This window comes from Kordia aestuariivivens (assembly GCF_014397005.1).
GTDB classification, from domain to species: domain Bacteria; phylum Bacteroidota; class Bacteroidia; order Flavobacteriales; family Flavobacteriaceae; genus Kordia; species Kordia aestuariivivens.
Genome location: NZ_JACGWS010000008.1, coordinates 89,778 through 116,334, shown reverse-complemented (window position 1 = coordinate 116,334; position 26,557 = coordinate 89,778). Strand labels below are relative to the sequence as shown.

Below are 26,557 nucleotides of genomic sequence, written 5' to 3'. Positions count from 1 at the left end.
TTAATATCATAAACAAAAGCGACGTGAATTATGATTTACGTCGCTTTTGTTTATACAGGTTTTTACGATTTATTTACTCCAAGTAAATTTCTCAAAAGGTGCATCAACAGGCGTATTTGCAATGTGATTTGTATAATTACTAATCAATTTTTGCGATAATCCAAGTATGATTTCTAATATATGGCGTTGGTTGTAACCAGCTGCGTAAAATGTTTCTAATTCCGCCTCAGAAACTACACCTCTATTTCTAACGATACTTAAAGTTGTGTCGTGTAAAGCTTGTAATTTTTCGTTTGGAAGCGCTTCGCTGTTTCTCAATGCTTCTGTTATTTTTGCATCAACTTTCATCATCTGTGCGATTGCTGTATGAGCTGGCACGCAATAATGACAAGCGTGTTCTACATTGATTGTTTGCCAAACAACAGTCAATTCTTCAGTATTGAAAGATGAATTTTGAAATAATTTGTGAAGCATTTTATACGCTTCTAATAAGCCCGGAGATTCGGCTAATACGCCGTGTAAATTTGGCAACATTCCGAATTCTTTTACCGAGTTTTCTAATAATGGCTTGCTAGCTTCTGGAGCAGTTTCAAGGGTATGAACTTTTAAGTTACTCATCGTTTTATATATTTAAAATTAGTATTGATTCTTTGATTAAAAAATTAACTAAACGATCGGTTAGTTATAGTGCAAAAAAATGTTAGATGACTTGAAAGGTCATTTCTATATAGTCTTCAATTTCTTTTGGATTGTTGACACGTGAGGCTGCTGCCAAACCATGTTTAGCAAGCAATAAGAAATTAGCTTGTTTTTGTATCGTTTGTTTGTCTTTATTAGTGTTTCCACTTAATTTTTCGATAAAAATAGTTTTCAAGTCAGCCATAAAAGTTGTCATTTGCTCTTTTATAACTTGATCATTACTTTCAATGAATTCGTTGTACGTATTGGTAAGTAGACAACCGCTGTGATTTCCGGGTTTGTGACATACGTCTACAGAATCGTAGAAAAACTCTTTGATTGCTTCCGCACCTTTTGTTGAGTTTTGAAGTTTCTCAAAAATGCTACTTATTTTTTTCTTGTAACTTTTTAAGCTTTCCAAAAAAACACCGTGTTTACTACCAAAACTAGCATAGATCGAAAATTTATTGATGCCCATTTCCTTTTCTAGCATTTGCATGGATGTATTTTCATATCCATTACGCCAAAACAAGCCCATTGCTTTTTCAATAACTTCAGCTTCTATATATTGTTTTTGTCTAGCCATTTGGTTTTATCTCAATACAAAACTAAACAATCGGTTAGAAATGGAAAACGATTTAACATTTATTTAGTTTTTTGCGAAAGAAATAACTTTTCCATCAATCTATTCTAAAATTACAGCTTTCGATACGTTGTTTTATTCTTTTCGCCCTGTTTGTTGAAGAGATTTAGCTCGATTCCTTTTTTCAAATCTCTACTTGCTGTTGCAGAAGAAATGTCTTTGAACACATTCATATACTCTTTTCTTGTAAAATTGTCAATATGTAAAGATGTGAAGTATTCAAGTCGATCTGTTTCAGTGAAGTTTCGATTATTAACATCCAAAAGTGCTGCGAGCGATCTATTAATAATGGTTAACATATATTCAATAAACACAGTCGATTTTCCTAAGCGATCGCTTTCAGCCAATGCATTGTAATATTTTTCTTGATCATTACTAATCAATGTTTCAAATGGTAAGAACTCGAAAACTGGATAAGTTTCCATTAAAATTAATGTTTGCCACAATCTTCCCATTCTGCCGTTTCCATCTGAAAAAGGGTGAATAAATTCCATTTCGTAATGAAATACACAGCTTTTTATCAATGTGATTTCTTTTGAATCTTTTAAATACGTGAAAAGGGTTTTCATTAAATAAGGAACATTCGCAAATGGTGGTGCTACATGTGCTATCTTTTCACCTTTTACAATTCCTACTCCTTGTTTTCGATAGTTTCCAGCATCATCAACTAAATTTTTCATCAGATCATGATGTGCTTTTAAAAATGATTTTTCACTTGTTGGCTGATACGTATCTAAATGATCATAAATTTCGATGGCGTTAAAAACCTCAATAATATCTTTTTTGGGACCTAAAACTCTTTTGTTTTCTATCAGTGCCGTGATTTGTGCTTCAGTCAATGTATTCCCTTCAATTTTTAAAGAAGAATGAATCGATTTGATTTTGTTTTGCTTTCGAAGTTTTGTAGAAGGTTTATGTAGGTAATTTGCATTAATTCTACCGATTTTTTCAGCTATAGAAGTAATTAATTGTAAAATCTCAACTGTTATTTCATACGGTGGATTCATTTTGATAGTATCATTTGATAGTATCAAATATATAATTATTTTACGAAAGTATTTGTATCAGTATCTATTTAACTAGAAAATGTACGATCAATAATACTCCAACACACGCACTTCTGTAACTTCCTCTTTATTTTGATGCTGGCAGCTTCTTTCTGTCCAATGTCCGTGTTCGTCAAATTTGTAATCGTAATAGGTAGAAGTTCTTATCTCTGTTTCTGGTTCGTATAAAGTTCGGATGGTTTTTTTTAAATTTCCGTTTTCTTTTTGAACCGTTACATCCTGAATTTTTTTACCATTGCTGTAATACGTACTATGTTGCTCTTCATCACAGTTTATGAATGTTGTCACCGTTTTTATTCCGTCTGAATCGATGGATTCAATGGCGCGTCCATCGTTGTTGTATTTTGTCATGTATAATGTATCGACACTTTTTTCTACAACGTCTTTTTCTGATTCCATATAGAAATCTGGTCTGGATTTTTCTTCAATCACAAACACCAATTTTTCATTTTCATAGCTATATGTAGAGGTTATTTTGTGTATCGTATTGACAACTTTTAGCGGATTACCAATTTTATCAAATTCCACATGCATAAAGTCTTCTTTAGTGACTCCAGTTGCATCATTTTTCAGAAATACTTTTGCGGTTTTGACACCTTCATTTACCAAACAATCGTTTTTAGGTTTTGTTTCGGTTGCACAACTTATCAAACTAATTAAAATAAGGATATAAAGTAGTTTCATTTTTGGGAATTTATTCTTTTAACATTGTTGATTATGGGCATCCGTATATTTTCATTTTTTGCTTCATTGAACACAGATTCTTGTGATTTTTTTTTGAAGATGCACTTCTTCATTTAAAGGAAAATGTGGTAATGTTTTATCACGATTTACAACAAACTCTAAACCAATATCTTCATACGTTGCTCTCCAAACATCACATGCATCACAGGAGTACCAATTGGGCGTTCCATAAATATCTATAACTGATTGTAAAGTGTCACCTATTTTAAAACCTTTATCCGTAATTCCATTGAATGGCGCACTAAATTTTATAGTAAAAAGCTTCTTTTCTTCATCTTTTAGAAGATAGTAAAATGAAAGCCCTAGTTTTTTGTATATAATTTCAATACTGTACTCATTGTGGTTTATTTCTTCGTAGTCTTTTCCTAAAGTTGTGATTACCTCATCAATGGAAGTTTGCTTAATTTTGAACGCTTCAAGTCCTTCACCTGATATAATTTTATTTTCTTGTTTTGTGTATTTCTCTATATGTGAATTACAACTCTGTAAACACAGAAAAGTTAATATTGAAACGAGTATTAGTTTAGTTATATATTTCATCGGTTTCTGTTGATTGTTCTCAAAATAGGCACATACTTGTTCGCATTAAAGCGAATCATATTCTAGGGTAAAGATAAAGTAAAGCATAAAAAAAAAGTCCCTTTCAAGAAAGGAACTTTTTTACCATTTAATCGTGTATTAAATTATTTATAGAGAATTCGTTTTATTCAGTTACAAAGATATTCGAAATTAAGACATTCTAGGTTAATGAACGTTAACGTCTGTTAATTAAGCCAATCAAGAAACTAATAATCAACATCCTAAGTAAAAACAAAAGCTTTTTCATGCTAACCAAGTAGAATAGCCTAGTTATTCTGCTGATCTACTTGTATTTAATTTAGGACTGTACTACGCTTACACAGTGTTTGTTAAAGTTGCCATTTTACCATATCAAAACAAACAATTTATTATGAGTACATCAACTTTAATTTTAGACCCAAGAACGAATGGAACAGCAGAGTTTACTCCAGATAGTTATCCTACGGACGTTACGCTAGTTTTTGAAGCACAAGGAGAGACCGAAGCTTTTTATGGATACTCCAGTATTTACGGTGGAATGCCAACAACTCCTATAAAACCTGGACAATCATCAGTTACGGTTGGTACAGGATCTTTACTAATATCTTATAAAGTAATTAGTGGTACAGCAAGAATTTTATGGCAAGAAATTTCCTGAAAATTTTTATGAACTAAAGGCATTTTTTTAAGTAAGAATGCCTTTGTTTTTTTCTGAAAAAGTTAGTAATATTCTAACGCTCTCATTTCCGTATACATTTCTCCATCTTCAGCTTCTAGACTTCTTTCAATCCAATGACCAAATTCATCAAATTTATACTCACTATACTTTGAAACCGTTGTAGATTCAAAAGGAATATAAAAAGTTACCGTTTTCTTCATAATGTTTCCATTTTCTTTTAAAAAATGCATCGTGCTTTGTTTTTCTTCAGCAGCATATGTTATAACTGAGCCTTCATTACAATTAGCATACGAATATTTATAGTTGACTTTATCAGTTCCGATCGATTCTAACATGCGACCTTTAGCATCATTTTTTGTAATGAATAACGTATCAACTTTAATAATTATCTCCTCTTCAGGTTGTCCTTCATAGAAATAATCAGGACCAGAAGTAACAATATATTTCAAGATATCTTCAACATATACATAGTCTGTTGTTGATTTCCATTTCGATTTGAATACTTTTAACGGATTGCCTTGTTGGGTATACTCAATCGTCATAAAATCATCTTTATCAATTTCGTTTGCTTCAGTTTTAATCTGAATTTTCGCTTTTTTAATTCCTGCATCCATATAACAAGGATCTAATGGTTTTGTTGCTGTTGTGCAACTGATGAAACAACATAAAAAAAGGAAGTATAGTGATTTCATTGATGTATGGATTACTTTTAAATTTATAGAGCTCAAATATAGTTTATATTTTATTCTCATGTTTAGATTCATGATCCAATAACCAACGTTTCCGTTCTAAGCCACCACTATAACCTGTAAGGTTTCCGTTTTTTCCGATGACTCTATGACACGGAATAATGATGGCAATTCTATTGCAACCATTTGCAGACGCAACAGCTCTAACCGCTTTCGGATTATTGATACTTTCCGCTTCTTGTTGATACGAAGTCGTTTTTCCATAAGGAATAGTTTGCAACACACTCCAAACCGTATTTTGAAAATCGGTTCCGGGTGTTTCAAGTTGTACGTCAAACTGAGTTCGCGTTCCTTCAAAATATTCCGCAAGTTCTTTTTTGGCTTGTTGTATGTGTTCATTTTCACCAACAATGATGTTTGCTTTTAGTAACCGCTGCAAGTCTTTGAATTCCGTTTCGAGCAGTTCTCTATCGACAAATTCTAACAAACAAATTCCTTTATCTGTTGCACAGACAAACATAGGTCCTAATGGCGTTGTCAATCGATTGATGAGAATTACACGATCTCCAATACTTTTTTGTGGCGATTTCCCAATGAGTTTTTTATACGTATATCCAAATCCACTTAACGATTCATAACCCGTATCAAAAGCAGTATGTGTGGTGTTTTTTCCTTTTTTGAGTTCTTGAAAAGCAGTGTTGATCCGATACATGCGTTGATATGCCTGAAACGTCATTCCGTAATTTTTATTAAACCATCGTCTAACAATTTCTGGACTTATATCTTGTTCCCGAAGTTGGGCATCTGTTATTTTTTCTTTTGGATGCTGCTTGATGAGTTGTATGGCTTTTTCAACTTGTGCAGGTGCTTCATTGGCGTTTTCTGTGGGTTTGCATATTTTACACGGACGATAGCCATTGTCTAATGCTTCTTTGAAAGAGGTATAAAATTCTACATTTTTTAGTTTTGGCTTTCTCGCTCTACACGTCGCGATGCAGAAAATGGAAGTCGTTTTTACACCGACAAAAAAGATTCCGACAAAATTTTCTTTCCGTTCGAGCAATGCTTGATAGTATTCGTGTATTTTTTCTTCTTGTGTAATTAACATCTTAAAAAATAGCGTTGAATGATTGTTGCGTAATGATTTCTTTACTCATTTTTTCAAGTTGATTGTACATGTGATCAAATAGAAAATTCCCCATGCTAATTCGCTGTACACCTACTTGTTTCAAGATATTAAAATTTGGCAACTTCGGCATGCAAAGTACATTGATTGGTAATTTTGTAGTTTCCGTCATCAGTTTAATATCTGCTTCTTTTTCAATACAAGGTATGAATATTCCAGATGCGCCAGCGTTTTCATATAGTTTGATGCGCTTCTTTGTTTCTTCCAACACATTGGCAACATTTAATAAAAAAGTATCTGTCCGCACATTGATAAAGATTTCAATCTTGTCTTTTTGAAGTTGTGATGTTATTTCGGAAAGTGTTTTTGAAAATTCAGCAGCGTCTAGCAATGTTCGTTCTTCATCTACAATACTGTCTTCTATGTTGATTCCGACAACACCCAAGTTGTGAAGTTTTGTAATGTGTTGTACAATTTGTGCTGGATTTCGGCTGTAGCCTGCTTCTAAATCGACAGATAATGAAAGTTTTGTGTTTGCACTAATTCGCTTTACGATGTATTCCAATTCTGAAAAACTGAGTTCTTCGCCGTCATTGTAGCCTAATAATTGAGCAATTGCCGAACTTGACGTTCCGATGGCTTTCGCGTTTAATTTTTCGGCAACTTTTGCGCTTGGCACATCCCAAACATTATAGATGAGTAGCGGTGTTTTTTGTTGATGTAATTGTTTAAATTCCATGCTTTGTCTGTTTTATACAAAGAACCAAAGATTATCGTTGGACAGCAACCGAAAATTGGACGTGTATTTTTTTAGTTTAAATTTGGTTGTGTTTGCATTTCGACTGCGCTCAATGTGACATTTGTTTGTTGGTTTAAGATAAAATGCTTTTTTTATTAATTAAAACACTATTTACATATCAATTAATTAACTTTGGAATGATAACGTAAAAACAACCGACATGAGTAAAGACAAAAAGAAGGACGCAAAAAAGAAAGCTTCTAAGAAAAAAGTAAAGAAAGCAGATGCTAAGAAAGTTATTGCTAAAAAAATAGCAAAGAAGAAAGCTAAAAAAGCGGCTGCGAAGAAAAAAACCAAGAAAGCAGAAGGTAAAAAAGGAACTGGAAAAAAGAAAGCGAAAAAAGGAAATAAAACGCCAAAAACTTCTACTAAGAAAGTGAAAAAAGCAAAGAAGAGTAAAAAATAAGTTTCTTTACAAGAAAACGAACAGCGCCGAAATATAGACTATTTCGGCGCTGTTCGTTTTTATTATTGAAGATTAATAATACTCAATTTCAAAAGTTGTTTCCTTGTGCAATATTTTTTCGTCTCCACTATAATAATATGATTTTATCGTGCTTGGATTTCCTTTTTCTTCATATAAGTATTCGTATTCGACTTCTAAATTCTGAAGGTTTCCTTTTTGATAAAACTGTAAATTACCTTCCACAATGTGCATCCTATTATTCACATCAAACGTAATTTTATAGGCTTCTTTTTCGTTACCAACTTCCCTAGCATAAGCGCTTATTTTATTTTTTGCTGAATATTCAAAAGTTGCTTTCCGGATACTATCCGCCGATTCTACTTCTGGAAATTCGTCATATTTTTGTGTTTCTATCGGAATAGAAGTATCGTAATAATCAAATAAATAACGTTTGTATACGGTTTGAAACTGTTCAATTAAATTAGCATCCGTATACGTATAGGTTGTTTTGTAAATATCGATGACTTCACCAAATTTGTCGTAGACTTCTTTCGTTGTCAAAAGTCCGTTCTTATAAGTTACTTTAAACAACGCTTTGTCTTCAAAAACACTGCGAAGATAGGTGACAGAATCATCTTCATCGTTATATTCTTCCATCACTAAACTTTCAAACATTTTGATTTCAATCAATCTGTCTTTTGCATCATACACATACGAAATACTATCATTGTGGTTGTAAAACGCTACCAATCGATCATTTTCATATACATAATGATCGTCACCTTTTAAATCTGGTTCGTATTCAAAATCATTTTCTAGGATTTCGCTTTTGATAATTTTAATGGTTTTGTTTCCTTCTTTTTTGATCGTAGCTTTCGGAGATTCTAAATGATTGGTAACCATTTTTGAATCTTCAATGCCATATAAATAATCGCGTACTTCTGTTTTTTCCAAATTACCATTTGCATCAACATATAATATTGTTTTTTGAACTGTTGTAGACGAAATGCCTGCTATATATTCCTTTTGAGTTCGGATTACTTTTTTTACATTTCCCTTATATTTAGAAGGATTCGAAATGTGTTCGTTGTCCAAATAGGTGTAAAAAGCGTTTTCTGGGGAAGGAAGTTCAGGTTTTGGTAATTCTTGCGCATGTACATTCGCGAAAGCGAAACTCATACAAAAGAAACTTAAAAGAATGTTTTTCATAGAATGGTATTGGAAACTAAGATACAGAAAAGAATTGTAGTTGATTGAAAGAAATTAAATCTAAGTTCTCAATACTGAATTCTCAATACTAAAAACTCATTTCCCTAATTCATAGTACGTGTTCCCAAATCGGTTATTGTATCTTTATGCAGGTTTGTAGTTATTTACCATATCAACCAATATAAAACCGATGAAGAATTTTTACCTCATTAGTATTTTTACGTTTTTTTGCTTTCAGTTTAGCCTTGCTCAATACAATTATGAAAAGAATTGGGAAAAGGTGGAAACCCTTGAATTGAAAGGGAAATTAGCATCTGCCAATAGAATTTTACAACGTATTCATAAAAAAGCAGCTACGGAACAAAATGCCGAGCAACTAGTAAAGAGTTTTGTATACAGTGCTAAGTTTTCATTGCTAATTACAGAAGCTTCAGAGGTCACAGTTTTAGAAAGTTTACAGAAAGAAATTGCAAAACAATCATTTCCTACGAATGCTATTTTAGAAAATATATACGCCCGATTTTTATTTCAATATTTTAAAAAATACCAATACAAAATTCGTTCGCGCTCTAGTATCGCTTCCGATACCATTCCCGCAGATCTTAGTTTGTGGAATGCGCGTATTTTTATCACACAAATCCACAAACATTTTCAACATTCCATACAGAAAGAAAAAACCTTACTACAACTTCCTGTAGAAGATTATATGGCGTTTTTGGACGGAAAGGAAAACACGAAAATTTTTCGATCTAGCTTGTATGATATTTTAGTGTATAATATGTTGGAATTTTACAAAAATGAGATTCCGTACAATCATAAAAGAGGCGATTCGTATACGTATGGATCAAATGATTTTTTATTAGGCGATGCGTTTCTGAAGCGAAAATTTGACACTACCGATTTTGATGAAATAGCGCGCACAAACACAATGCAACTGTTTCAAAAACTTGAAAAAATCTATAAAAATAACAAAGAAGCGTATCTAGATATTGTATTGCAACGATTGGCGTTTGTTCGTGGTAAAACAAGTGAACAACTAGGCCGTGAACTGTATGTAAAGGCTTTAGAAGAATTGACTGAACTGTATAAAAATGATCCTGTAGAAGCCTTAATTCAGTATGAAATTGCGGGTCATTATTTTAAAACTTCTTCTACGAGTTACCGGACGTATTTAATCCCCAATTTTGATCAGCTTCGCGTTGACGCATTGGCGATTACAGAAGCGATGGTTGCAAAATATCCAACTTCGGAAGGCGGCATCAAATGTCAATTACTCAAAAAAAATATTTTAAGACACGTTTTAAGTTTCAAAATGGAATCGTTTAGTGTGCCAAACAAACCTTCGCTTGCACAAGTAAAACTTAGAAGTGTAGATTCTATTTTGGTAAATACGTACCGCATTCCACATACATTTTTAGAAAATATACAATTCAACAAACGTGATTCTGTGATAAGAGATTACATAAACAATCACAAGGTAGTTTTGGAACAATTATACCTTCCGGAAATGCCAAAAGATTATTACCAACACACTACTGAACTTAGCATTCCCGCACTTCCTTTGGGGAGATATTTGGTTCTATTTTCTGATGTTTCAAGCGACGAAAAAGGGAAGAATATATTTTCGTATACGATCATTCAAAAGACCAATTTATCTGAAACAATCACGGAACTCAATGATGAAAATGTGCATACGATTGTACATCGTGAAACAGGAAAACCAATCCACAATGCAACAATTAAAGTTTTTGATAAGAAAAAAATTATCAATCAAATAGCGAGAACCGATTGGTTAGGAAATGCTCGAATTCGCAAGCGTGAAGGAAAAAGAAGTATCAAAAAGTTTATCACTTTTAAAAATGATACGTTGTATACAAATAATACATCTTTAGGATATAATTATGAAAAAGGCGACACGGACGAAAATACAGAGTTAAAAGCCAAGCCTTTTATTTTTACAGATCGAAGCATTTACAGACCCGGACAAACAATGTATTTTAAAGGAATTTTGCTCCAACAAAAAAATGGTGTCAGTTCCGTAGTTCCAAATGTATATTGTCAAGTGATCCTGGAATCGCAAGAAAGTGAGCTAAAAACATTTCGCTTAAAAACCAACGAATATGGTTCGTTTAGTGGTTCGTTCAAAATTCCAAAAAATGGCATTACGGGCGAATATTTGATTGAAGTGGATGAAGATGATGATTACGAAGAAGAAGAACATCCGTTTTGGGATTACTTAGACGAGTTTGATGCTACGCAATTCTATTTTCAAGTAGAAGAATACAAACGACCGCGTTTTGAAGTAACACTCGACGAATTGACTAAAAACATAAAATTCAAAGATTCTGTAAAAATAACTGGAAAAGCAAAAGCATTATTAGGAAGCGCAATTACAAATGCCAAAGTAAGCTACAGCGTAAACCGTAGCACAAACATTGCATACCAACAAAGAAAAAAATATCCTGAGTATCTAAAAGAAACCATCATTGCTGAAGAAACCATTCAAACGGATGCAAAAGGAAACTTTACGATTCCGTTTGCAACTACAATTGATGAAACAATTGACATAAAAGATTTATATGCATACAGTTATGAGGTTTCTATTGAAGTAATTGACCTTAACGGAGAAACGCAAACTGCTGAAAAAACAATCATTGTCAATTCGGAAGGAGTTGATTTTAGATTGGAAATGCCATGGAAATCTGATCGCAAAAATCCTTTGGAAATTACCATCAATGCGAGAGATGTAAACCGTGTTCCTGTAACCATCAATGGAAATTTAAAAATATACAAACTAAAAAGTCCGGAACGTATAGTGCGCAAACGTCCTTGGGATTTTCCTGAAATTCAAACGCTTTCCAAAGCAGCATTCGTCAAGCAATTTCCGCATGATTCGTATACAGCAAGCGAAAATAAAGACCAATGGGAAAAAGGAGCACTCGTTGCCAATGTAGATTTCAATACAGAAAAAAACACCAAACATACGTTTAATGCTACTTCTTGGACATCAGGCAGTTATATTGTTGAAGGTTTTACTTTTGATGAAACCGTGCAAGACACCATTTTTGTTGATCAAAAAATTACACTTACCAATATTGACGACACGTATTTGCCCGATCAGAAACTTTTTGAATATACTGTATTAAATACCGATTACAGAGATGACGGTTATGTAAAACTAAAGCTTTCTACCGCTTTGCGCGATGATACGCTGAATGTACAACTGCATTTATTTCACAAAGAAAAATTAGTATTGTCACAAGCAACAAGTATTGACAAAGGTTCAAAAATTGTAAAAATTCCTGTTGATAAAAGCTTTACGGAAAGCATCACAATTAGGATGAGTCATACAAAATTTAATAGCTTTGATTATGAAGATTTTACATTCAGTCTGTACGAAGAAAATAAATTTCTCGATATCAAAACCTCAACGTTTCGCAACAAACTCCAACCGGGACAAAAAGAAACATGGCGATTTAAAATTCTCGATGTAGAAAACAAAGGTAGTAATGCCGAAATATTAGCTTCGATGTATGATGAATCGTTAGATCAATTCAAACGACATTCTTGGGATCTTAATTTCTATTACTTTAACAGAAGTCGTTATTCCACACCGCGTGTAGAAGATACATATTTTGATGTTTCGCATTCTAATAAATTTTACAATATAACGAGTGAAATAAACATTCCAAATTTTAGAAACTACTTAAGGTTTAATTGGTTTGGATTAAACTTTAACAACTTACTCAGTACTAATTACAAACACATCAAACGCCTTAAAGAGAAGAAAAAAACAAAACACACAAAGGCTTCTTCAGGAACTATTTCGGGACATATATTTGATGAAGATGGATTGCCATTGCCAGGCGCAGCAGTAGTTATAAAAGGAACTTCAACAGGAACTATAACAGATTTTGATGGTTTGTATACAATTAATGCTTCTGCGGATGATACATTGGTCATTAGCTACGTAGGATTTACTTCGCAAGAAATACCTATTGAAGCTAAAAACAATATCAATGTATCCTTACAAGGTGATATGAGTCAACTAGAAGAAGTAACGGTTGTTGCCTATGGAATTTCTACGAGGCATGTTAGCTCGGTTGCTGCGTTAATTACCGTAAATGGAGAATCTGTAAGTACGATACGAGATGGCAGATTAGATCAAATTTTACAAGGTTCTTCTGCCGGATTAAATATTTCTACGGGAAGTGGACAACCCGGTGCAAATGGTGTTATTATCATTAGAGGGACTAGTTCGTTACAACAAAATAACGCTCCATTATTTGTGGTAGATGGTGTTCCTGTGGATGAAAATGCTTTCAAAAATTTGAATCAAAATAATATTACTTCCATGAGTGTTTTAAAAGATGCAGGAGCTACGGCACTTTATGGAGCTAGAGGTGCAAACGGAGTTGTTATTATTACCACAAAATACGGAACGCGTACAGAAACTATTGATGGTATGCAAGTGATTGTCGGGCTAACAGAAGAAGATTTAGATACTGTTGAAACGCGAAAAGACTTAAACGAAACTGCCTTTTTCTATCCGCATTTGCGAACGGATTCCGAAGGAAATGTATTAGTCGAATTTGAAGCACCAGAATCATTAACGCGTTGGAAATTTCAATTAGTAGCACATCAAAAAGATGGAATATTCGGAAGCATTGAAAAAAATGCAGTCACACAAAAAGAATTGATGGTTGTGCCAAATATGCCGCGTTTTTTACGTGAAAAAGATACAATTGTCATTACGTCTAAAATTGTCAATCTTCAAAATAAAGCAACCAAAGGAATTGCTTCATTACGTTTATTTGATGCACTTACGATGGAATCTATAGATGCAAAAATTCATCTAGAAGAAAAAAACAAATCCTTTACAATTGATGCGAAAGGCAATACAAATGTATCATGGAAACTCTATATTCCAGAAGGTTTTGATGCTATTCAATATAGAGTAATCGCTAAATCGGGAAATTTCTCGGATGGAGAAGAAAGTGCGTTGCCAGTACTAAAAAATAGTATTCTTGTCACGGAAGCAAAACCAATTTGGGTCAAAGCTGGTGAAGAAAAAGAAGTGACATTTAGCAAACTTGCCAACAACACAAGTGCAAGCTTGAAGCAACACAAATTGACTTTAGAATACACGTCAAATCCAACGTGGAGCGCAATACAATCGTTGCCATATTTATTGGAATATCCGTATGAATGTGCCGAGCAAACTTTCTCGCGTTTGTATGCCAACGTACTTGTGACACATATTTTGCAAAGTTCTCCTAAAATAAAAGAAGTCTTTGAATCGTGGAAAGCAAACGGACAATTGGTATCAGATTTAGAGAAAAACTCCGAATTGAAAAGCTTGTTAATTTCAGAAACTCCTTGGGTTCGCGATGCAGCTTCAGAAACCGAAAAGAAACAACGCTTGGCACAATTATTTGATCCAAAACTTTTAGAAGAACAACAATTAGAAATGTGGTTGAAGTTAGAAGATTTACAAAAAAGTTCTGGTGGATTTCCATGGTTTGCTGGTGGAAACGAAAACGGATACATCACACTTCACATCTTACAAACGTATGCGCATTTGGTAAAATTGAATGTGATTACTGATAAAAAATCAGACTTGTACAGCATCATGAAAAACGCTTGCAAATATGCAGATGTGGAATTTTTAAAAATGAATTCAGAGAATCTCAAATCGCCAAGCAACGAAAATTACGTTTCACAATTACGCTATTTGTATATCCGAAGCCTATTGGAAAATCACATCAACACTTCAAAAGATGTAAAAAGAACAATGAATCGGTATCTAGACGTTTTACAAAAAGATTGGATCTTATTGTCATTGGAACAAAAAGCAATGTTAGCACTTTCATTAGAACGCATGGGCAAACACAGCGACGCAAAGAAAATCATGAATTCTTTAGAAGAAACTGCCGTAAAAACTACGGAATCTGGCATGTATTGGAAAGAGTTTACAAATTCACGTTATTACAGTTCATCCGCGATAGAAAAACAAGCGTTATTGATTGAAGCTTTTTCAGAAATTACAAAAAATGATGAGATTGTTCAAGAATTGCAATTGTGGTTGTTGCAACAAAAACAAACTTCGCAATGGGCAACGACAAAAGCTACCACAAAAGCGATTTATGCATTATTGTTGAATCCGAAGGAATTCGTTTCTATCAAAGACAATACAATCGTGACTGTAGGAACGGAGAAAATCAACACAAAAAAATTAAACGAAACCGAAAAAGAAGCTGGTACAGGTTATTTTAAAACTTCTTGGAACAAAGCAGCAATTACAAAAGATAAAGCAACAATTAAGATTCAAAACAATGGTAAAACAGCTAGTTTTGGAGGTGTATATTGGCAATATTTTGAAGAATTGGAAAACATCACACAAAATGATAATGTCTCGTTACAAGTTACCAAAGAGTTGTATGTAAAAGAAAATATAAACAACGAAGAAGCCTTAGTGCCACTTGCTAAAAAATCACTGACTATTGGCGATTTAATTACCGTTCGTCTGACAATTACCAACACAAAAAACGCTGAATTTATTCACTTAAAAGATATGCGTGCGGCAGGTTTAGAACCTGTAAATGTATTATCGCGTTACAAATGGCAAGATGGAATTGGATATTATGAAAGCACGCGTGATGCAAGCACAAATTTCTTTTTTGACCGAATTCCGAAAGGTATTTTTATCTTAGAATATGAAGTTCGAGTGAACAATTCGGGGGAATTTTCAAATGGAATCACCACTATAGAAAGCATGTACGCGCCAGAATTTAGAAGTCATACAAAAGGTATTCGGATTAAAGTGGAGTAAGCTATATAAGGTCGTTTCTAAATTAATTGGAAACGACTTTTTTTATACAGATTATTTATTTTTTTTATGTTCTGCAGATTTTTCTTCTTCACCTCCATGAGCATCTTGCTTAGGAAGAAAACTTCCACCTGGCATTCTTTGTGCTTTGTAGCCTGCTTGTTTCCATGCATATACAGAAATTTGCCATCTATCCATATCTATTATCGGCGCATAATGACCACTTCGCAAATTGATATGAACAACATCACTTGCTGCCTGTTGCTGTCTAGTAATTTTCTTTAACTCTTGTTCTAATTTAGCTTTATTTTCCATTAACATACCTTCATAAGTACCACGACCATCCGACGCTTTTCTAACTTTTAATTCGAGTACATTAATTGTTCCTCTTAAATCAGCAATTTTACCAGCTTTAGAGGGTTTCACTCCTTCTCCTGCACTGTAAACTGGTTGCCCACCCCCAACTACTGAATGTTGATTATTTTCTGGACTACCAATTCTCAAATCTTTATCTGTCTTATACACCCAAATAAATTTCTGTCCAGAATTTAGAGCTCTTTCGAATCCTCTTTTATTTCTATAACTAACTAAAAAAGAAAGCCCTTCATCAAACGCCACTTGTGCTTTATATGTTTCTACTTCATCTTCTAAAGCCTGAGGTTGATTGTTTGGAAAAGTTTTTAATATTGGTTGTAAACTCGCCCATTCTGCGGCATCATCATCATCTTGCTTTTTTCCTTTCATAAAACCAGTTACCGCGCCAAGAAACGTTGGTAAAAAAACAGCAGCAGCACTAGCAAGTGCTTGTCCATAAAATTCAGGCTGACTATTTATTAAAAGCCCAAAAGCTGCTCCAACGAGTAAACTTCCGAGTCCATATTGTACTGTTTTTTTGACTTTGTTTCCTTCTAACTGAGCCGTTGAAGATTTGTAAGCGTTCTTATGAACACTGACATTTTCTTGAGCTTTCAATTGCATTGCCTTTGCGCCCATAACATCTGCTTCTTTTTCTAAACCGACATCATCATTGATATTGACTTTTTGCTTGAGTTGTTTTGTGGGTTTTACACGACCTTGTTTTTGCTGTACTACATGCCAAGCTTCATGCGGTAAATGTTTTTCTTGTCCTGATGCGATATGAATATTAGAACCTTGTGCATAAGCATGTGCATTGAGTTGCACAGGTTTACTCGAATTGTAATGAACTTTTACATCGTCCATACTATGACCCGAAAGATTTTCGATTCCCGATTTTAGTTTGTCTGGCAATCCTGTATCATTTTTCTTTTGTTGAATTGGATTTGATGAATTTGTTGCTTCTAATCGTTCTTTCATTTTCAATTGCGCAACTGATTCTGGCCGATTGTCTTCAAATTGAAAAACAGACGAAGCTGTCTGTTGTTGCATGACTTTATTTGCAACAGACTTCCGTGTCCTCTTTGTCTTTTTTTCTTGATAAGAATTCATAATCATTTTACAATTACCAAAATAGCATTCTTATAAAGTTAAGATATAGATTACAAATTATTGAAAAATGATTTAATTAATGTGAATACTGAATTGAATTCAGGTAGAAAAACGTAGGTTACTTACAAAATGTACATCACTTTGAAAACTCGCCAATCTGCCACAAAACGCCTGACGGATCGTGCATAAAAAATACATTTCCCCAATCGTTATAATTGATTTCAGAAACACGAACCTTTTCATATTTGGCAGGAAGTTCTAACTTTTTAATTGCTTCTAAATGGTTTTGCAAGTTTTCAACTTCCATGAAAATCATGGTATTGTCTACCCAATCTTTTACGTATGCATTTTGCAAATAGAAGCCAAAATTACCCAAATTGAAATACGACATATTATGTGGTAGCTGGATTTCTTCAAAACCCAAATCGCGATAAAAACGTCGTGAAATTTCGTAATCTTTTGCGCCAATAAAAGCGCGAATAGATTTTATGTTATACTTCATACGGATGATTTTAAAAACAATCCGTTTCACTCACTCAAAAGAGTTGTTCACGCATTGCTGGTTTTATATAAATGAAATATACAATAGTTTTGATTCAAAATCAATGAATCATGATTATAGATTCCTGCCTACGCAGGAATGACAAAATTATTCTAATCAAATAAAAACTTTATGAAATCAACTTTACTATTCACACTATTTTTCAGTATTACTTTTTTTGGCTTCGCGCAAAGCAACACAATTTCAGGAACTGTCTATGACGAAGATAAAAATGTTCTTGCTGACGCGAATGTAATCGTGAAAAATTCAAAAGAAGGAAAAATTACAGGCAAAAAGGGACAATTCGCGTTTGACGCACATCCAAAAGATACTTTAGTGATTTCCTATTTAGGGTTTGAAACAAAAGAAATTATAATTGGTGATCAAAAAGAATTTTCGATTACACTCAACTCTGAGTGGGAGAAATTAGAAGCTGTAACAATTGTAGCGTATGGAGGAACTATTTGTTCATCAAAATGGTGTTGTTGTCCCACTACTATGACATCTGAAACTGTAAGCGAAGATTTCAAAAGAATTTCTACGAATGAAAGTTTAACTTCTCTCTTCCCAAATCCTTCTGCAAATGGATTATTTCAGCTACAGCTGGATAAAACATACAATACAATTACAGTGGAAGTTTTTAATATGAATGGTCAATTGATTCAAACCAAAACGCACACGAAACTTTCAAAAATTCCACAAATTGATTTGTCAACACAACCAAAAGGAATCTATTTGATTCGCACCGTAGTTGATGGGAATATTTTGGAAACTAAGAAAGCCGTGAAATCATAAATTCAAAACGCTAAATTTTAAATGAAAAAGTTTTAATGTGAACTCAACGAAATTCTATCTCAAAACCGTCAATTCGAGTGATTTTTCTCATGTAGGCATTAGCCGAAATGAAAAAATAGTATTGAGAATACTTTACATCTCGACTGCGCTCGATGTGACATAATAAAAGCCAAATGCAAACAGCTAAAGGCTAGAAGCTAATTGCTATACAATTTCCGATTCCAAGCATTCTTCCACAACTTCACCATCTTTTTTGTATACGTAGTACGAATGATTATTTTCGTCTAACGACATGGCTTTGACGGGTTTTCCGTTTTCAAATACAATTCCTGATAAGTCATCACAAGCATAACCGTCTGTTAGAATTTCTTTTTGAATGTTGCTATGAAATAACGGACGACGCGACGGCTCCGAATGGTAATGCGGACAGTGACTGAACGGCAAGAAGTTGAAACCTTCTACAAACGTGAGTTCTTTAGGTCGCGAATCTGTAAATCCACCATTGAACCAACACAACGAACCTGCGCTTCCGCCAGCTAAGATAATTCCATGATCGTACGCTTTTTTCAATGCCAAATCAATTTCATGCGCTTTTAACAACGTCATCATGTTTAAGGTATTTCCGCCTCCAACAATAATTGCGTCCATTTGCAGTAGAAAATCTTCAAAATCCCAATCTTGCATGCTCGAATTGATCCAAACTTTTAACACATGCGGTTCTATTTCTAAATCGTGACACAACTCGTACCAATAGTTTATGTACCAAAGTGCATCGCCTGTTGCGGTTGGTAAAAAGCAAATTCGCGGTTTCTTTTTCCCTGTGAGTTTGGCAGTATATTTTACAAATTCTTGATTGACTTGTCCGCCGTAAACGAATAGTGTTTGTGTTGGGTTCATTTTTTTTTAGATTATTAGACTTCTTGGACTTCCTTAGATTACTGGAGTCAAAGTATATATTTGAAATTTATTTTTTTACTTAAAAACTATTGTTAGTTATCACGTATTGTAGTTCTTGGTTGACTTGGTTTTTGATAGAACGGAGATCGCGCACGTGTAGTATTTTTTCTTCTTTTATGTTCTTGTATTTGCTTCCAGCGTTCCGGATCAAATGTTGTCCAATAGGCTTTGTAAAAACCTCTATTACTAGAATTATTTTTGATATAGCTTCCAAAGAGTTCTACCAATTGAAATCTATATGGAGCATCTGCATGCAACATATCTTTTCCTTGTTCATCCAAAATCATCATAGACGCATACATTGCCCTTTGTCCTTCATAACCTCTAGCTATAACTGTGAATTTTTTATCTACATTATCTAATAACTTAATATTATTCCAAACTAAGTTCGGACGATGCGAACCTGGATACGGTAAAATAGATTTATGCCATTTTCCATAACGGTCATACATGGCTTTTTTAGTGTAAAATGCAGTGTAAACACATAGATACTTTATTTCATTCAATACAATAGTGTCTTTACCTGCTACCGAAATAAAATGATCGTTAACGATTTGCGTAAAATCATTTTTCAATATTTTATCACACTTTGCTCTAGCACTTAAACGTTTATAATCTTCTAAAATAGTCGCTGTTGTGACGATTTTATGAGTCAAAAACACATACTCTTCATGTAGAAACTGAATAATATCTTTTTCATCATGAATGGTTATATCACGAAAGATCAAATCTTTTTTAATCGCAAAAAAATAAACCTTTATAAATGCATCATAGTTTTGATTTCTTTGATTAAATTTAGATTCTCTAGTAAATTTTAGAAGCTTTTCATTCGTTTTTACATCATAAATAATATACTTACGTTTGCTTTGTTTTTCAATTTTCACATATACTTTGTCATCTACATAAGCAGTTTCATTTTCAATACGTATGTTTTGTGATATACAGAAATGAACACAAAACATGAAGAACAACAATGCTAAATACTTTTTCATGGCACTACCTACTTTTTATGATAGAAAGATATTTCTTTAATTTTTCCTAACCAAAATTTCTTTCGATTGATGCATTACATTTTCTTTGTGAAATAAATTTATTCTAAACTCGCTCGGTATTTTATCGTTTAATAATAGCAACTTTCCTTTCGCTTTGATGAGTTCTTGAAAGTGTTTTTCACGTTGTTCATATTGCACTTTGTTTGCATACGTTGTAATCAACATCAAGTGAAATGGTGCTTCCGCAGAATAGGGTGTTTCCATAATTTCAAAAGAAGCAATATAGTTTTTCTTTAGTGCTATTGCACGTAATGCTTTCCAATTGTATTCATAGTAAAATAATGTTTCTTCCCTATTATTATCTACAATCTGAATGAAATCAACGGTGGAGATCCGTTCGCTTTTTTGTGAAAACGAAAACTGAATCGAAATTAAAAAAAGTACTATTACTAAATATTTCAACTTAATGGATCGCATACTAACTGAGTGTTTGTTTCTAAAAAAAAGATACAAAAAAAAGCGACTTTGAGAAGTCGCTTTTAAAAAGTATTTTATGATTTGATCGTTTTTACTTGTACCAAATACATTTTTTTATTTCTGAGTTTCTGATATATGAATATGCTTTATCAGATTTCCCCCAATTGATTCCATCAGGAATTAAGTTTCCGCCTGACCATTTGTAATTACAATCTGGACCAATATCGTGTGCATCTCTTGCGCCATCTGCTTCGTCTTTCATGCTAATCCAATATATACGTGCTGGTTTGATACCTTTGTCTTTCATGTCAATAATTTCAAAGTTATCTCCTAATCCATTATTAACAACCAATTCGTTTTTCCTTCCCGATTTGTTATAGCCTACAACTACCACATAATGTGTTGGGAAATCAATAATTCTTCCGCCTTTTCTCCACATCTTTTTCTTTCCATAATCTAACAACATCACATGCACTTTTCCTTGATCTAATAGTTCCACAGATTTTTCAAAAACTCCTTTTAACGTATTGAATCCTGTAGATGCTTTTGAATACGTTCGTACATCATAAAAATCTTTAATATACGATCGCAATCCACTCCTAAAGAAGCCTGGCAAGGTAAGTCCATACCATTGTTTGTCACGCCCTTTGATTCCGTAGTAAGACGTTTTCATTTTTTTGCGCAACTTTAAAAGAATATTTTTTGGCATTCCGCTCGTCATTTCTTCCCTAGAAGGAATCAACCGCCTGTATCCGTGTCTTCTATCATAATACGACATCATAATTAACGCTGCCACAGGTCCGCAACCAGCCATTACTTGTCTGTTTTTATGATTTGTAATATAATCTTGATCGTAAGGAGGAGTACCTGTTAAAATAAGGCGTTTTGCTCTTGGCATAGTTAAATTTTTATGAATTATATGTGCCTTCACTTTGAAGGTTTTCCACAAATATAAATTCATAAAACATTGATAAACACAGTGAATACACTATTTCAAGAGGGGAATTTTCCCTTTTTAAAATAGTGCATTTACGTATTATAAAATTATTTGAGTCTTATATCAAATGAACTATTAGGCATTCAACATTTCCCAAAGTTTATCTTTCAACTCCACAATACCCAGTTGGGCAACAGAAGAGATAAACATAAACGGAGTATCTAAGTCTCTTTTGAGTTCTATGCTCATTTCTTCCATGAGTTCATCGTCTAACATGTCTGACTTAGAAATCGCGATGAAACGCTCTTTATCGAGCAATTCAGGATTGTATTTTTTTAATTCGTTGAGTAAGATGTCGTATTCTTTGGAAATATCAGGACTGTCCGCAGGAATTAAAAATAGTAAGGTTGAGTTACGCTCAATGTGTCTTAGGAAATAATGTCCCAATCCTTTTCCTTCGGAAGCACCTTCAATGATTCCAGGAATATCTGCCATCACAAACGATCTGTAATCTCTGTATTCTACAATTCCTAAATTTGGTTTCAACGTTGTGAATTCGTAATCGCCAATTTTTGGTTTTGCCGAAGTTATTACAGAAAGCAAGGTTGATTTTCCAGCATTTGGAAATCCTACCAATCCAACATCTGCCAATACTTTTAATTCAAGTAATATATCTTTTTCTTCACACGGAATTCCAGGTTGTGCGTAGCGTGGTGTTTGGTTTGTTGGCGATTTGAAATGCCAGTTTCCGCGTCCGCCTTTTCCACCTTCCGCAACAATGCGTTCTTCGCCGTGTTCCGTAATTTCAAAAAGTACTTCGTTGGTCAATGAATCTTTTACAACAGTTCCTAATGGAACATCTAAGTATACATCTTGTCCATCAGCACCTGAACTTCTATTTGAACTTCCATTTCCACCATGCTCGGCTTTAAAGTGTCTTTTAAGTTTATAGTGAAAAAGTGTCCAAAGGTTTTTATTTCCTCGTAGAATAACATGTCCGCCACGTCCGCCATCGCCACCATCTGGACCACCTTTAGCGTTGTATTTTTCGCGTAGTAAATGCATTGAGCCTTTTCCTCCGTTTCCAGAAGTAACGTGCATTTTTACGTAGTCTACAAAATTTCCATCTGTCATTGTATCGTCGTTTTATATTGTGAGACGTGGTTTCTTTCTACTCTAAATATTATAATTGGTCGATTGTTGTGCTTAATCGTGTGGTTATTTCTTCAATTGATCCAATACCATTTACGCTGTAAAACTTATTTTGCGCTTTGTAATAGTTGATTAATGGAGCTGTTTTTTCATTATATTCGTCAAAACGGTTTCTAATTTTATTTTCATCTTGATCGTCAGGTCGTCCACTATCTTTTCCGCGTTCTAACAAACGTTCAATTAAAATTTCGTCGTCAGCTTCTAAAGCAATCGTTGCCGAAATTGTCATGTTTTTTGTTTCTAAGAAAGTATCTAATGCTTCTGATTGTGCCGTTGTTCTTGGGAATCCGTCAAAGATAAAACCATTTGCATCCGGATTTTTCTCTACTTCCGCTTGCAACATATTGATCGTTACGGAATCAGGAACTAAATCGCCTTTGTCCATGAATGATTTTGCCAAATTTCCTAATTCTGTTCCGTTTTTGATATTGTATCTAAAAACATCTCCCGTAGAAATGTGTACTAAGTTGTACTTTTCTTTTAAGAAGTTTGCTTGTGTTCCTTTTCCTGCTCCAGGTTTTCCAAATAAAATTAAATTGATCATGTTGTGTGTGTGTAGTTGATAAACTTCGGGTAAGTTTCTTCCCAATTCGTCATAGTCCAATCCGTAACCTACGATGAATTCGTTCGAAATCTCCATCCCGATATAATCTATTTTGTATGTTTTAAGATATGCTTCAGGCTTAAAAAATAAAGTTCCAATTTTGAACTGTTTTACTTTTTTTGCTTTGAATATTTTGTGTAATTCTTCTAGCGTATTTCCCGTATCAATAATATCTTCCAATACCACAACGGTTCTTCCTTCAATGTCTTGAGATAATCCAATCAATTCCTTGATGTCTCCCGTAGAAGAAGTTCCATGATAAGAAGCCAATTTTATAAAGCTCATTTCGCATGAAAATGGATACGCTTTCATGAAATCAGCGAAAAACATAAATACGCCGTTCAAGATTCCAATGAAAATTGGTTGTTCATCTTTTAGGTCATCCGCTATTTCTGAGGCCATTCTAGCGACAGCTTCCTGAATTTTAGCTTCAGAGATGAATTTCTTGAAATATTTATCGTGTAATTTAATCACGTTTTCTATGTTTTTTTTTGATAAAACTACTTTTTTTATGTGATGTAGAAAGTAGATTTTTACCCGTTGATGTCTTTTAAATAATGATATTTTATCATTTTAAAGGTGCAAAGATACAAATTGATTTATGAATAACGTTTTACGAGTTTACTTTTACCGTTTTAGATTTGTACTTTTGTTAAAAATGTGAATTCCATGAATTATTTTTCCTCCAATTTTAAGTTGGGAATTTTAGGTGGCGGCCAATTAGGTAAAATGCTACTGTATACAACCCGAAAGTTTGATATTTATACAACGGTTTTAGATCCAAGTGCCGAAGCACCTTGCAAAATAGCGTGCAATGAGTTTCATGAAGGCGACTTGATGGATTTTGATACGGTGTATAATTTTGGTAAAAACGTAGATGTACTTACGTTTGAAATAGAACATGTAAATGTCGATGCTTTACAAAAGCTTGAAGATGAAGGCGTACAGGTTTATCCATCAGCAAAAACATTGCGAACGATTCAGAATAAAGGAATTCAGAAGCTTTTTTATCAGAAACATGAAATTCCGACAGCTCCTTTTTCTATTTATATGTCGCTGGAAGAATTGATGCATGGCGTGCAAAATGACGTGATTTCAATTCCTTTTGTTTGGAAAAGTACGCAGTTTGGCTATGATGGAACTGGCGTAAAAGTAGTTCGTACCTTAGATGATTTGCACAATTTGCCAAATGTGGAATGTATGTGTGAAGAATTGGTCAATTTTAAAAACGAACTCGCTGTCATTGTTGCCCGAAATGTTTCAGGTGAAATTAAAACATATCCTGTGGTAGAAATGGAATTTCATCCAGAAGCGAATCAGGTTGAATATGTAATTTGCCCAGCAAGAATCTCTGAGGATATTCAAGCGAAAGCGAAAAAAGTAGCATTGCAAGTTTCGGAAGCATTACAACATACAGGAATTTTAGCTGTAGAGCTATTTCAAACACAAAATGATGAAATTTTGGTAAACGAAGTTGCGCCAAGACCGCATAATAGTGGACATTACAGTATTGAAGCAAGTTATACCGATCAGTTTGAACAACACATTCGCGCTATTTTGAATCTTCCGTTAGGAAATACAGCAAGTAAAGTTGCCGGAATTATGGTGAACTTGGTTGGTGCCGAAGGTCATACTGGCGATGTTGTGTATGAAAATATTGAAAAAATCATGCAAATGGAAGGCGTGACACCACATATTTATGGAAAGAAGCAAACACGCCCTTTTCGTAAAATGGGACATGTAACGATTGTAAACGAGGATGTTGCAGCAGCACGAAAAGTTGCCGCAGAAGTTAAAAAGACAATTAACGTAATTAGTAAATAATATGGCAAAAGTGGGAATTATTATGGGAAGCACGAGTGATCTTCCTGTAATGCAAGAAGCAATTGATATTTTGAAGGGTTTTGATATTGAGATTGAAGTTGATATTGTTTCAGCGCATAGAACTCCTGAGAAGTTATTCGATTATGGAAAAAACGCGCATACAAGAGGAATTACTGTAATTATCGCTGGTGCTGGCGGCGCGGCACATTTACCCGGAATGGTTGCTTCATTGTCTCCATTACCTGTGATTGGTGTTCCTGTGAAATCGAGAAATTCTATTGATGGTTGGGATTCTATTTTGTCAATTTTACAAATGCCAGGTGGCGTTCCTGTAGCAACTGTTGCACTGGATGGCGCAAAGAATGCCGGAATTTTGGCGGCACAAATTATTGGAACTTCCGACAAATGTGTACTCGATAAGATTTTAGTGTATAAAGAAGGATTAAAACAGAAAGTAATTACTTCTGCTAAGGAAATTTCAAAATAAATTAATTTCTATATAACTTACAAAAGATAAAAGCTTAATTATTATTATTTTTAAATTTCGAATTGAATAGTTCATTTTTAGTTTAAATTAAAAAATTCATGAATTTTCGTTTTCTTTGCTCGCACAAAGAAAAGAAAAAAAGAAAGTGCGCTTTTTCCAGAGGTGTTTTTAGCTTTCTATTCTGAAAGCTAAAACCGCAATAATTTTCCTAAATTTTTTAGCTCACAATTTTCTATTTCAAATTAATGAGTTCATGAATCTGCGATTTTCAAGGCTTCAAAAATTCTTAACGGAAAATAATTGCTACACTGCGGAAAAAGAATCCGTCGCGGAAAAAACCTTATTAAATCAAACATAATTTAAATAAGAAAAGCCGCTTCGAGAAGCGGCTTTTTATCTTTACAAACCATTCAAAAATAAAACTAACCTACCATATTATTAATCATTTTTTACCCAAAACTAAATTTGGAAATAGTAGTTTGTATTGATGGTTCAAAAGTATTGTTTTGCTACTGTTTCCAACTTTTGAAAGTATTTAAAATACGTTTTCTCGTTTAAATGCATCAACTATTCGATGAAAGGTATTTCTACTGTTTTACACATACTTTAACTACATAGTGAGCCATTAAAAAACCCTTCAAGCATTTGCTCAAAGGGTTTACATCAACCAATCCATTTTAATTATAATACAGTTAATAGGGGCTATCAACATTGTAAAATGTGTCAAGTAGGTTACATATATTTTTATATCATGAAAAAAATTATCTCTACTAAATCAACATGACAAAAGTCTTAATTATCTAGTAGTTTGAACAATAGCAAAAAGTGTTTTCACGA

23 protein-coding genes are annotated in these 26,557 nt (G+C 33.7%); 6 read left to right on the top strand and 17 right to left on the bottom strand.

The window, feature by feature from the left end:
• Positions 1-69: 69 nt before the first annotated feature.
• The 5 genes from H2O64_RS13855 to H2O64_RS13835 all read right to left on the bottom strand — a co-directional run bounded on the left by H2O64_RS13855 (position 70) and on the right by H2O64_RS13835 (position 3,672).
• Positions 70-618: a carboxymuconolactone decarboxylase family protein gene (locus H2O64_RS13855; RefSeq protein WP_187562801.1), complete on the bottom strand. Its 549-nt coding sequence runs from the start codon at positions 616-618 to the stop codon at positions 70-72.
• Positions 619-700: 82 nt separating this feature from the next.
• A complete protein-coding gene (locus H2O64_RS13850) occupies positions 701-1,264 on the bottom strand; it encodes a TetR/AcrR family transcriptional regulator (RefSeq protein ID WP_187562800.1) in 564 nt (187 codons plus the stop codon).
• A 110-nt stretch (positions 1,265-1,374) separates the two neighbouring features.
• Entirely contained in the window at positions 1,375-2,328 is a 954-nt protein-coding gene (locus H2O64_RS13845; RefSeq protein WP_187562934.1) for a Fic family protein, read from the bottom strand.
• An 87-nt stretch (positions 2,329-2,415) separates the two neighbouring features.
• Positions 2,416-3,072 (bottom strand): hypothetical protein, encoded by a 657-nt coding sequence (locus tag H2O64_RS13840; RefSeq protein ID WP_187562799.1) that lies wholly within the window; start codon positions 3,070-3,072, stop codon positions 2,416-2,418.
• Positions 3,073-3,135: 63 nt separating this feature from the next.
• Entirely contained in the window at positions 3,136-3,672 is a 537-nt protein-coding gene (locus tag H2O64_RS13835) for a hypothetical protein (RefSeq protein ID WP_187562798.1), read from the bottom strand.
• A gap of 409 nt (positions 3,673-4,081) precedes the next feature.
• Here H2O64_RS13835 and H2O64_RS13830 point away from each other — a divergent pair, with 409 nt between their 5' ends.
• Positions 4,082-4,348, top strand: coding sequence for a hypothetical protein (locus tag H2O64_RS13830; RefSeq protein WP_187562797.1), 267 nt, complete (start codon positions 4,082-4,084; stop codon positions 4,346-4,348).
• A 62-nt stretch (positions 4,349-4,410) separates the two neighbouring features.
• On the opposite strand, the gene H2O64_RS13825 is transcribed toward H2O64_RS13830, so the two are convergent.
• From H2O64_RS13825 to H2O64_RS13815, 3 genes are read right to left on the bottom strand one after another with little or no spacing between them, the layout of a single operon-like run.
• Positions 4,411-5,061: a hypothetical protein gene (locus H2O64_RS13825; RefSeq protein ID WP_187562796.1), complete on the bottom strand. Its 651-nt coding sequence runs from the start codon at positions 5,059-5,061 to the stop codon at positions 4,411-4,413.
• A 43-nt stretch (positions 5,062-5,104) separates the two neighbouring features.
• Positions 5,105-6,166: a bifunctional transcriptional activator/DNA repair enzyme AdaA gene (locus H2O64_RS13820; protein ID WP_187562795.1), complete on the bottom strand. Its 1,062-nt coding sequence runs from the start codon at positions 6,164-6,166 to the stop codon at positions 5,105-5,107.
• 1 nt (position 6,167) lies between these two features.
• Complete coding sequence (locus H2O64_RS13815; RefSeq protein WP_187562794.1) at positions 6,168-6,923, bottom strand: isocitrate lyase/PEP mutase family protein; 756 nt, start codon at positions 6,921-6,923, stop codon at positions 6,168-6,170.
• 220 nt (positions 6,924-7,143) lie between these two features.
• Here H2O64_RS13815 and H2O64_RS13810 point away from each other — a divergent pair, with 220 nt between their 5' ends.
• Complete coding sequence (locus H2O64_RS13810) at positions 7,144-7,389, top strand: hypothetical protein (RefSeq protein ID WP_187562793.1); 246 nt, start codon at positions 7,144-7,146, stop codon at positions 7,387-7,389.
• Between the two features lie 72 nt (positions 7,390-7,461).
• Here the strand turns inward: H2O64_RS13810 and H2O64_RS13805 are convergent, their stop codons facing one another.
• Positions 7,462-8,598: a hypothetical protein gene (locus H2O64_RS13805; RefSeq protein ID WP_187562792.1), complete on the bottom strand. Its 1,137-nt coding sequence runs from the start codon at positions 8,596-8,598 to the stop codon at positions 7,462-7,464.
• Positions 8,599-8,788: 190 nt separating this feature from the next.
• Between H2O64_RS13805 and H2O64_RS13800 the strand changes: the two genes are divergently transcribed.
• Positions 8,789-15,430, top strand: coding sequence for an alpha-2-macroglobulin family protein (locus tag H2O64_RS13800; protein WP_187562791.1), 6,642 nt, complete (start codon positions 8,789-8,791; stop codon positions 15,428-15,430).
• A 51-nt stretch (positions 15,431-15,481) separates the two neighbouring features.
• Here H2O64_RS13800 and H2O64_RS13795 read toward each other — a convergent pair whose 3' ends face one another.
• Both H2O64_RS13795 and H2O64_RS13790 read right to left on the bottom strand, forming a co-directional pair.
• Positions 15,482-16,834, bottom strand: a complete 1,353-nt coding sequence (locus tag H2O64_RS13795; RefSeq protein ID WP_215907170.1) for an eCIS core domain-containing protein — start codon at positions 16,832-16,834, stop codon at positions 15,482-15,484.
• A 196-nt stretch (positions 16,835-17,030) separates the two neighbouring features.
• Positions 17,031-17,396 (bottom strand): VOC family protein, encoded by a 366-nt coding sequence (locus H2O64_RS13790; RefSeq protein WP_187562790.1) that lies wholly within the window; start codon positions 17,394-17,396, stop codon positions 17,031-17,033.
• Between the two features lie 171 nt (positions 17,397-17,567).
• Between H2O64_RS13790 and H2O64_RS13785 the strand changes: the two genes are divergently transcribed.
• A complete protein-coding gene (locus H2O64_RS13785; RefSeq protein ID WP_187562789.1) occupies positions 17,568-18,230 on the top strand; it encodes a carboxypeptidase-like regulatory domain-containing protein in 663 nt (220 codons plus the stop codon).
• A gap of 204 nt (positions 18,231-18,434) precedes the next feature.
• On the opposite strand, the gene H2O64_RS13780 is transcribed toward H2O64_RS13785, so the two are convergent.
• From H2O64_RS13780 to H2O64_RS13755, 6 genes are all read right to left on the bottom strand, one after another.
• Entirely contained in the window at positions 18,435-19,127 is a 693-nt protein-coding gene (locus H2O64_RS13780; RefSeq protein WP_187562788.1) for a Type 1 glutamine amidotransferase-like domain-containing protein, read from the bottom strand.
• Between the two features lie 92 nt (positions 19,128-19,219).
• Positions 19,220-20,179: a hypothetical protein gene (locus tag H2O64_RS13775; protein WP_187562787.1), complete on the bottom strand. Its 960-nt coding sequence runs from the start codon at positions 20,177-20,179 to the stop codon at positions 19,220-19,222.
• Between the two features lie 36 nt (positions 20,180-20,215).
• A complete protein-coding gene (locus H2O64_RS13770; protein ID WP_215907169.1) occupies positions 20,216-20,656 on the bottom strand; it encodes a hypothetical protein in 441 nt (146 codons plus the stop codon).
• A gap of 91 nt (positions 20,657-20,747) precedes the next feature.
• On the bottom strand, positions 20,748-21,554 hold the full coding sequence (locus H2O64_RS13765) for a C39 family peptidase (protein WP_187562786.1): 807 nt from the start codon (positions 21,552-21,554) through the stop codon (positions 20,748-20,750).
• A 174-nt stretch (positions 21,555-21,728) separates the two neighbouring features.
• A complete protein-coding gene (obgE, locus tag H2O64_RS13760) occupies positions 21,729-22,727 on the bottom strand; it encodes a GTPase ObgE (protein ID WP_187562785.1) in 999 nt (332 codons plus the stop codon).
• A 49-nt stretch (positions 22,728-22,776) separates the two neighbouring features.
• Positions 22,777-23,883, bottom strand: a complete 1,107-nt coding sequence (locus tag H2O64_RS13755; protein WP_187562784.1) for an adenylate kinase — start codon at positions 23,881-23,883, stop codon at positions 22,777-22,779.
• 195 nt (positions 23,884-24,078) lie between these two features.
• Here H2O64_RS13755 and H2O64_RS13750 point away from each other — a divergent pair, with 195 nt between their 5' ends.
• The gene (locus H2O64_RS13750) at positions 24,079-25,233 is read left to right on the top strand and encodes a 5-(carboxyamino)imidazole ribonucleotide synthase (RefSeq protein ID WP_187562783.1); all 1,155 of its coding nucleotides are present in this window, start codon (positions 24,079-24,081) and stop codon (positions 25,231-25,233) included.
• A gap of 1 nt (position 25,234) precedes the next feature.
• Complete coding sequence (gene purE, locus H2O64_RS13745; RefSeq protein WP_187562782.1) at positions 25,235-25,720, top strand: 5-(carboxyamino)imidazole ribonucleotide mutase; 486 nt, start codon at positions 25,235-25,237, stop codon at positions 25,718-25,720.
• The last annotated feature ends 837 nt before the right edge of the window (positions 25,721-26,557 follow it).

Coding starts and splice junctions, on each gene's coding strand:
- H2O64_RS13750 (WP_187562783.1), top strand. CDS start 24,079: ATGAATTATTTTTCCTCCAATTTTAAGTTGGGAATTTTAGGTGGCGGC.
- H2O64_RS13830 (WP_187562797.1), top strand. CDS start 4,082: ATGAGTACATCAACTTTAATTTTAGACCCAAGAACGAATGGAACAGCA.
- H2O64_RS13845 (WP_187562934.1), bottom strand. CDS start 2,328: ATGAATCCACCGTATGAAATAACAGTTGAGATTTTACAATTAATTACT.
- H2O64_RS13810 (WP_187562793.1), top strand. CDS start 7,144: ATGAGTAAAGACAAAAAGAAGGACGCAAAAAAGAAAGCTTCTAAGAAA.
- obgE (WP_187562785.1), bottom strand. CDS start 22,727: ATGACAGATGGAAATTTTGTAGACTACGTAAAAATGCACGTTACTTCT.
- H2O64_RS13820 (WP_187562795.1), bottom strand. CDS start 6,166: ATGTTAATTACACAAGAAGAAAAAATACACGAATACTATCAAGCATTG.
- H2O64_RS13770 (WP_215907169.1), bottom strand. CDS start 20,656: ATGCGATCCATTAAGTTGAAATATTTAGTAATAGTACTTTTTTTAATT.
- H2O64_RS13785 (WP_187562789.1), top strand. CDS start 17,568: ATGAAATCAACTTTACTATTCACACTATTTTTCAGTATTACTTTTTTT.
- H2O64_RS13855 (WP_187562801.1), bottom strand. CDS start 618: ATGAGTAACTTAAAAGTTCATACCCTTGAAACTGCTCCAGAAGCTAGC.
- H2O64_RS13850 (WP_187562800.1), bottom strand. CDS start 1,264: ATGGCTAGACAAAAACAATATATAGAAGCTGAAGTTATTGAAAAAGCA.
- H2O64_RS13815 (WP_187562794.1), bottom strand. CDS start 6,923: ATGGAATTTAAACAATTACATCAACAAAAAACACCGCTACTCATCTAT.
- H2O64_RS13805 (WP_187562792.1), bottom strand. CDS start 8,598: ATGAAAAACATTCTTTTAAGTTTCTTTTGTATGAGTTTCGCTTTCGCG.
- H2O64_RS13780 (WP_187562788.1), bottom strand. CDS start 19,127: ATGAACCCAACACAAACACTATTCGTTTACGGCGGACAAGTCAATCAA.
- H2O64_RS13835 (WP_187562798.1), bottom strand. CDS start 3,672: ATGAAATATATAACTAAACTAATACTCGTTTCAATATTAACTTTTCTG.
- H2O64_RS13840 (WP_187562799.1), bottom strand. CDS start 3,072: ATGAAACTACTTTATATCCTTATTTTAATTAGTTTGATAAGTTGTGCA.
- purE (WP_187562782.1), top strand. CDS start 25,235: ATGGCAAAAGTGGGAATTATTATGGGAAGCACGAGTGATCTTCCTGTA.
- H2O64_RS13795 (WP_215907170.1), bottom strand. CDS start 16,834: ATGCAACAACAGACAGCTTCGTCTGTTTTTCAATTTGAAGACAATCGG.
- H2O64_RS13775 (WP_187562787.1), bottom strand. CDS start 20,179: ATGAAAAAGTATTTAGCATTGTTGTTCTTCATGTTTTGTGTTCATTTC.
- H2O64_RS13790 (WP_187562790.1), bottom strand. CDS start 17,396: ATGAAGTATAACATAAAATCTATTCGCGCTTTTATTGGCGCAAAAGAT.
- H2O64_RS13765 (WP_187562786.1), bottom strand. CDS start 21,554: ATGCCAAGAGCAAAACGCCTTATTTTAACAGGTACTCCTCCTTACGAT.
- H2O64_RS13800 (WP_187562791.1), top strand. CDS start 8,789: ATGAAGAATTTTTACCTCATTAGTATTTTTACGTTTTTTTGCTTTCAG.
- H2O64_RS13825 (WP_187562796.1), bottom strand. CDS start 5,061: ATGAAATCACTATACTTCCTTTTTTTATGTTGTTTCATCAGTTGCACA.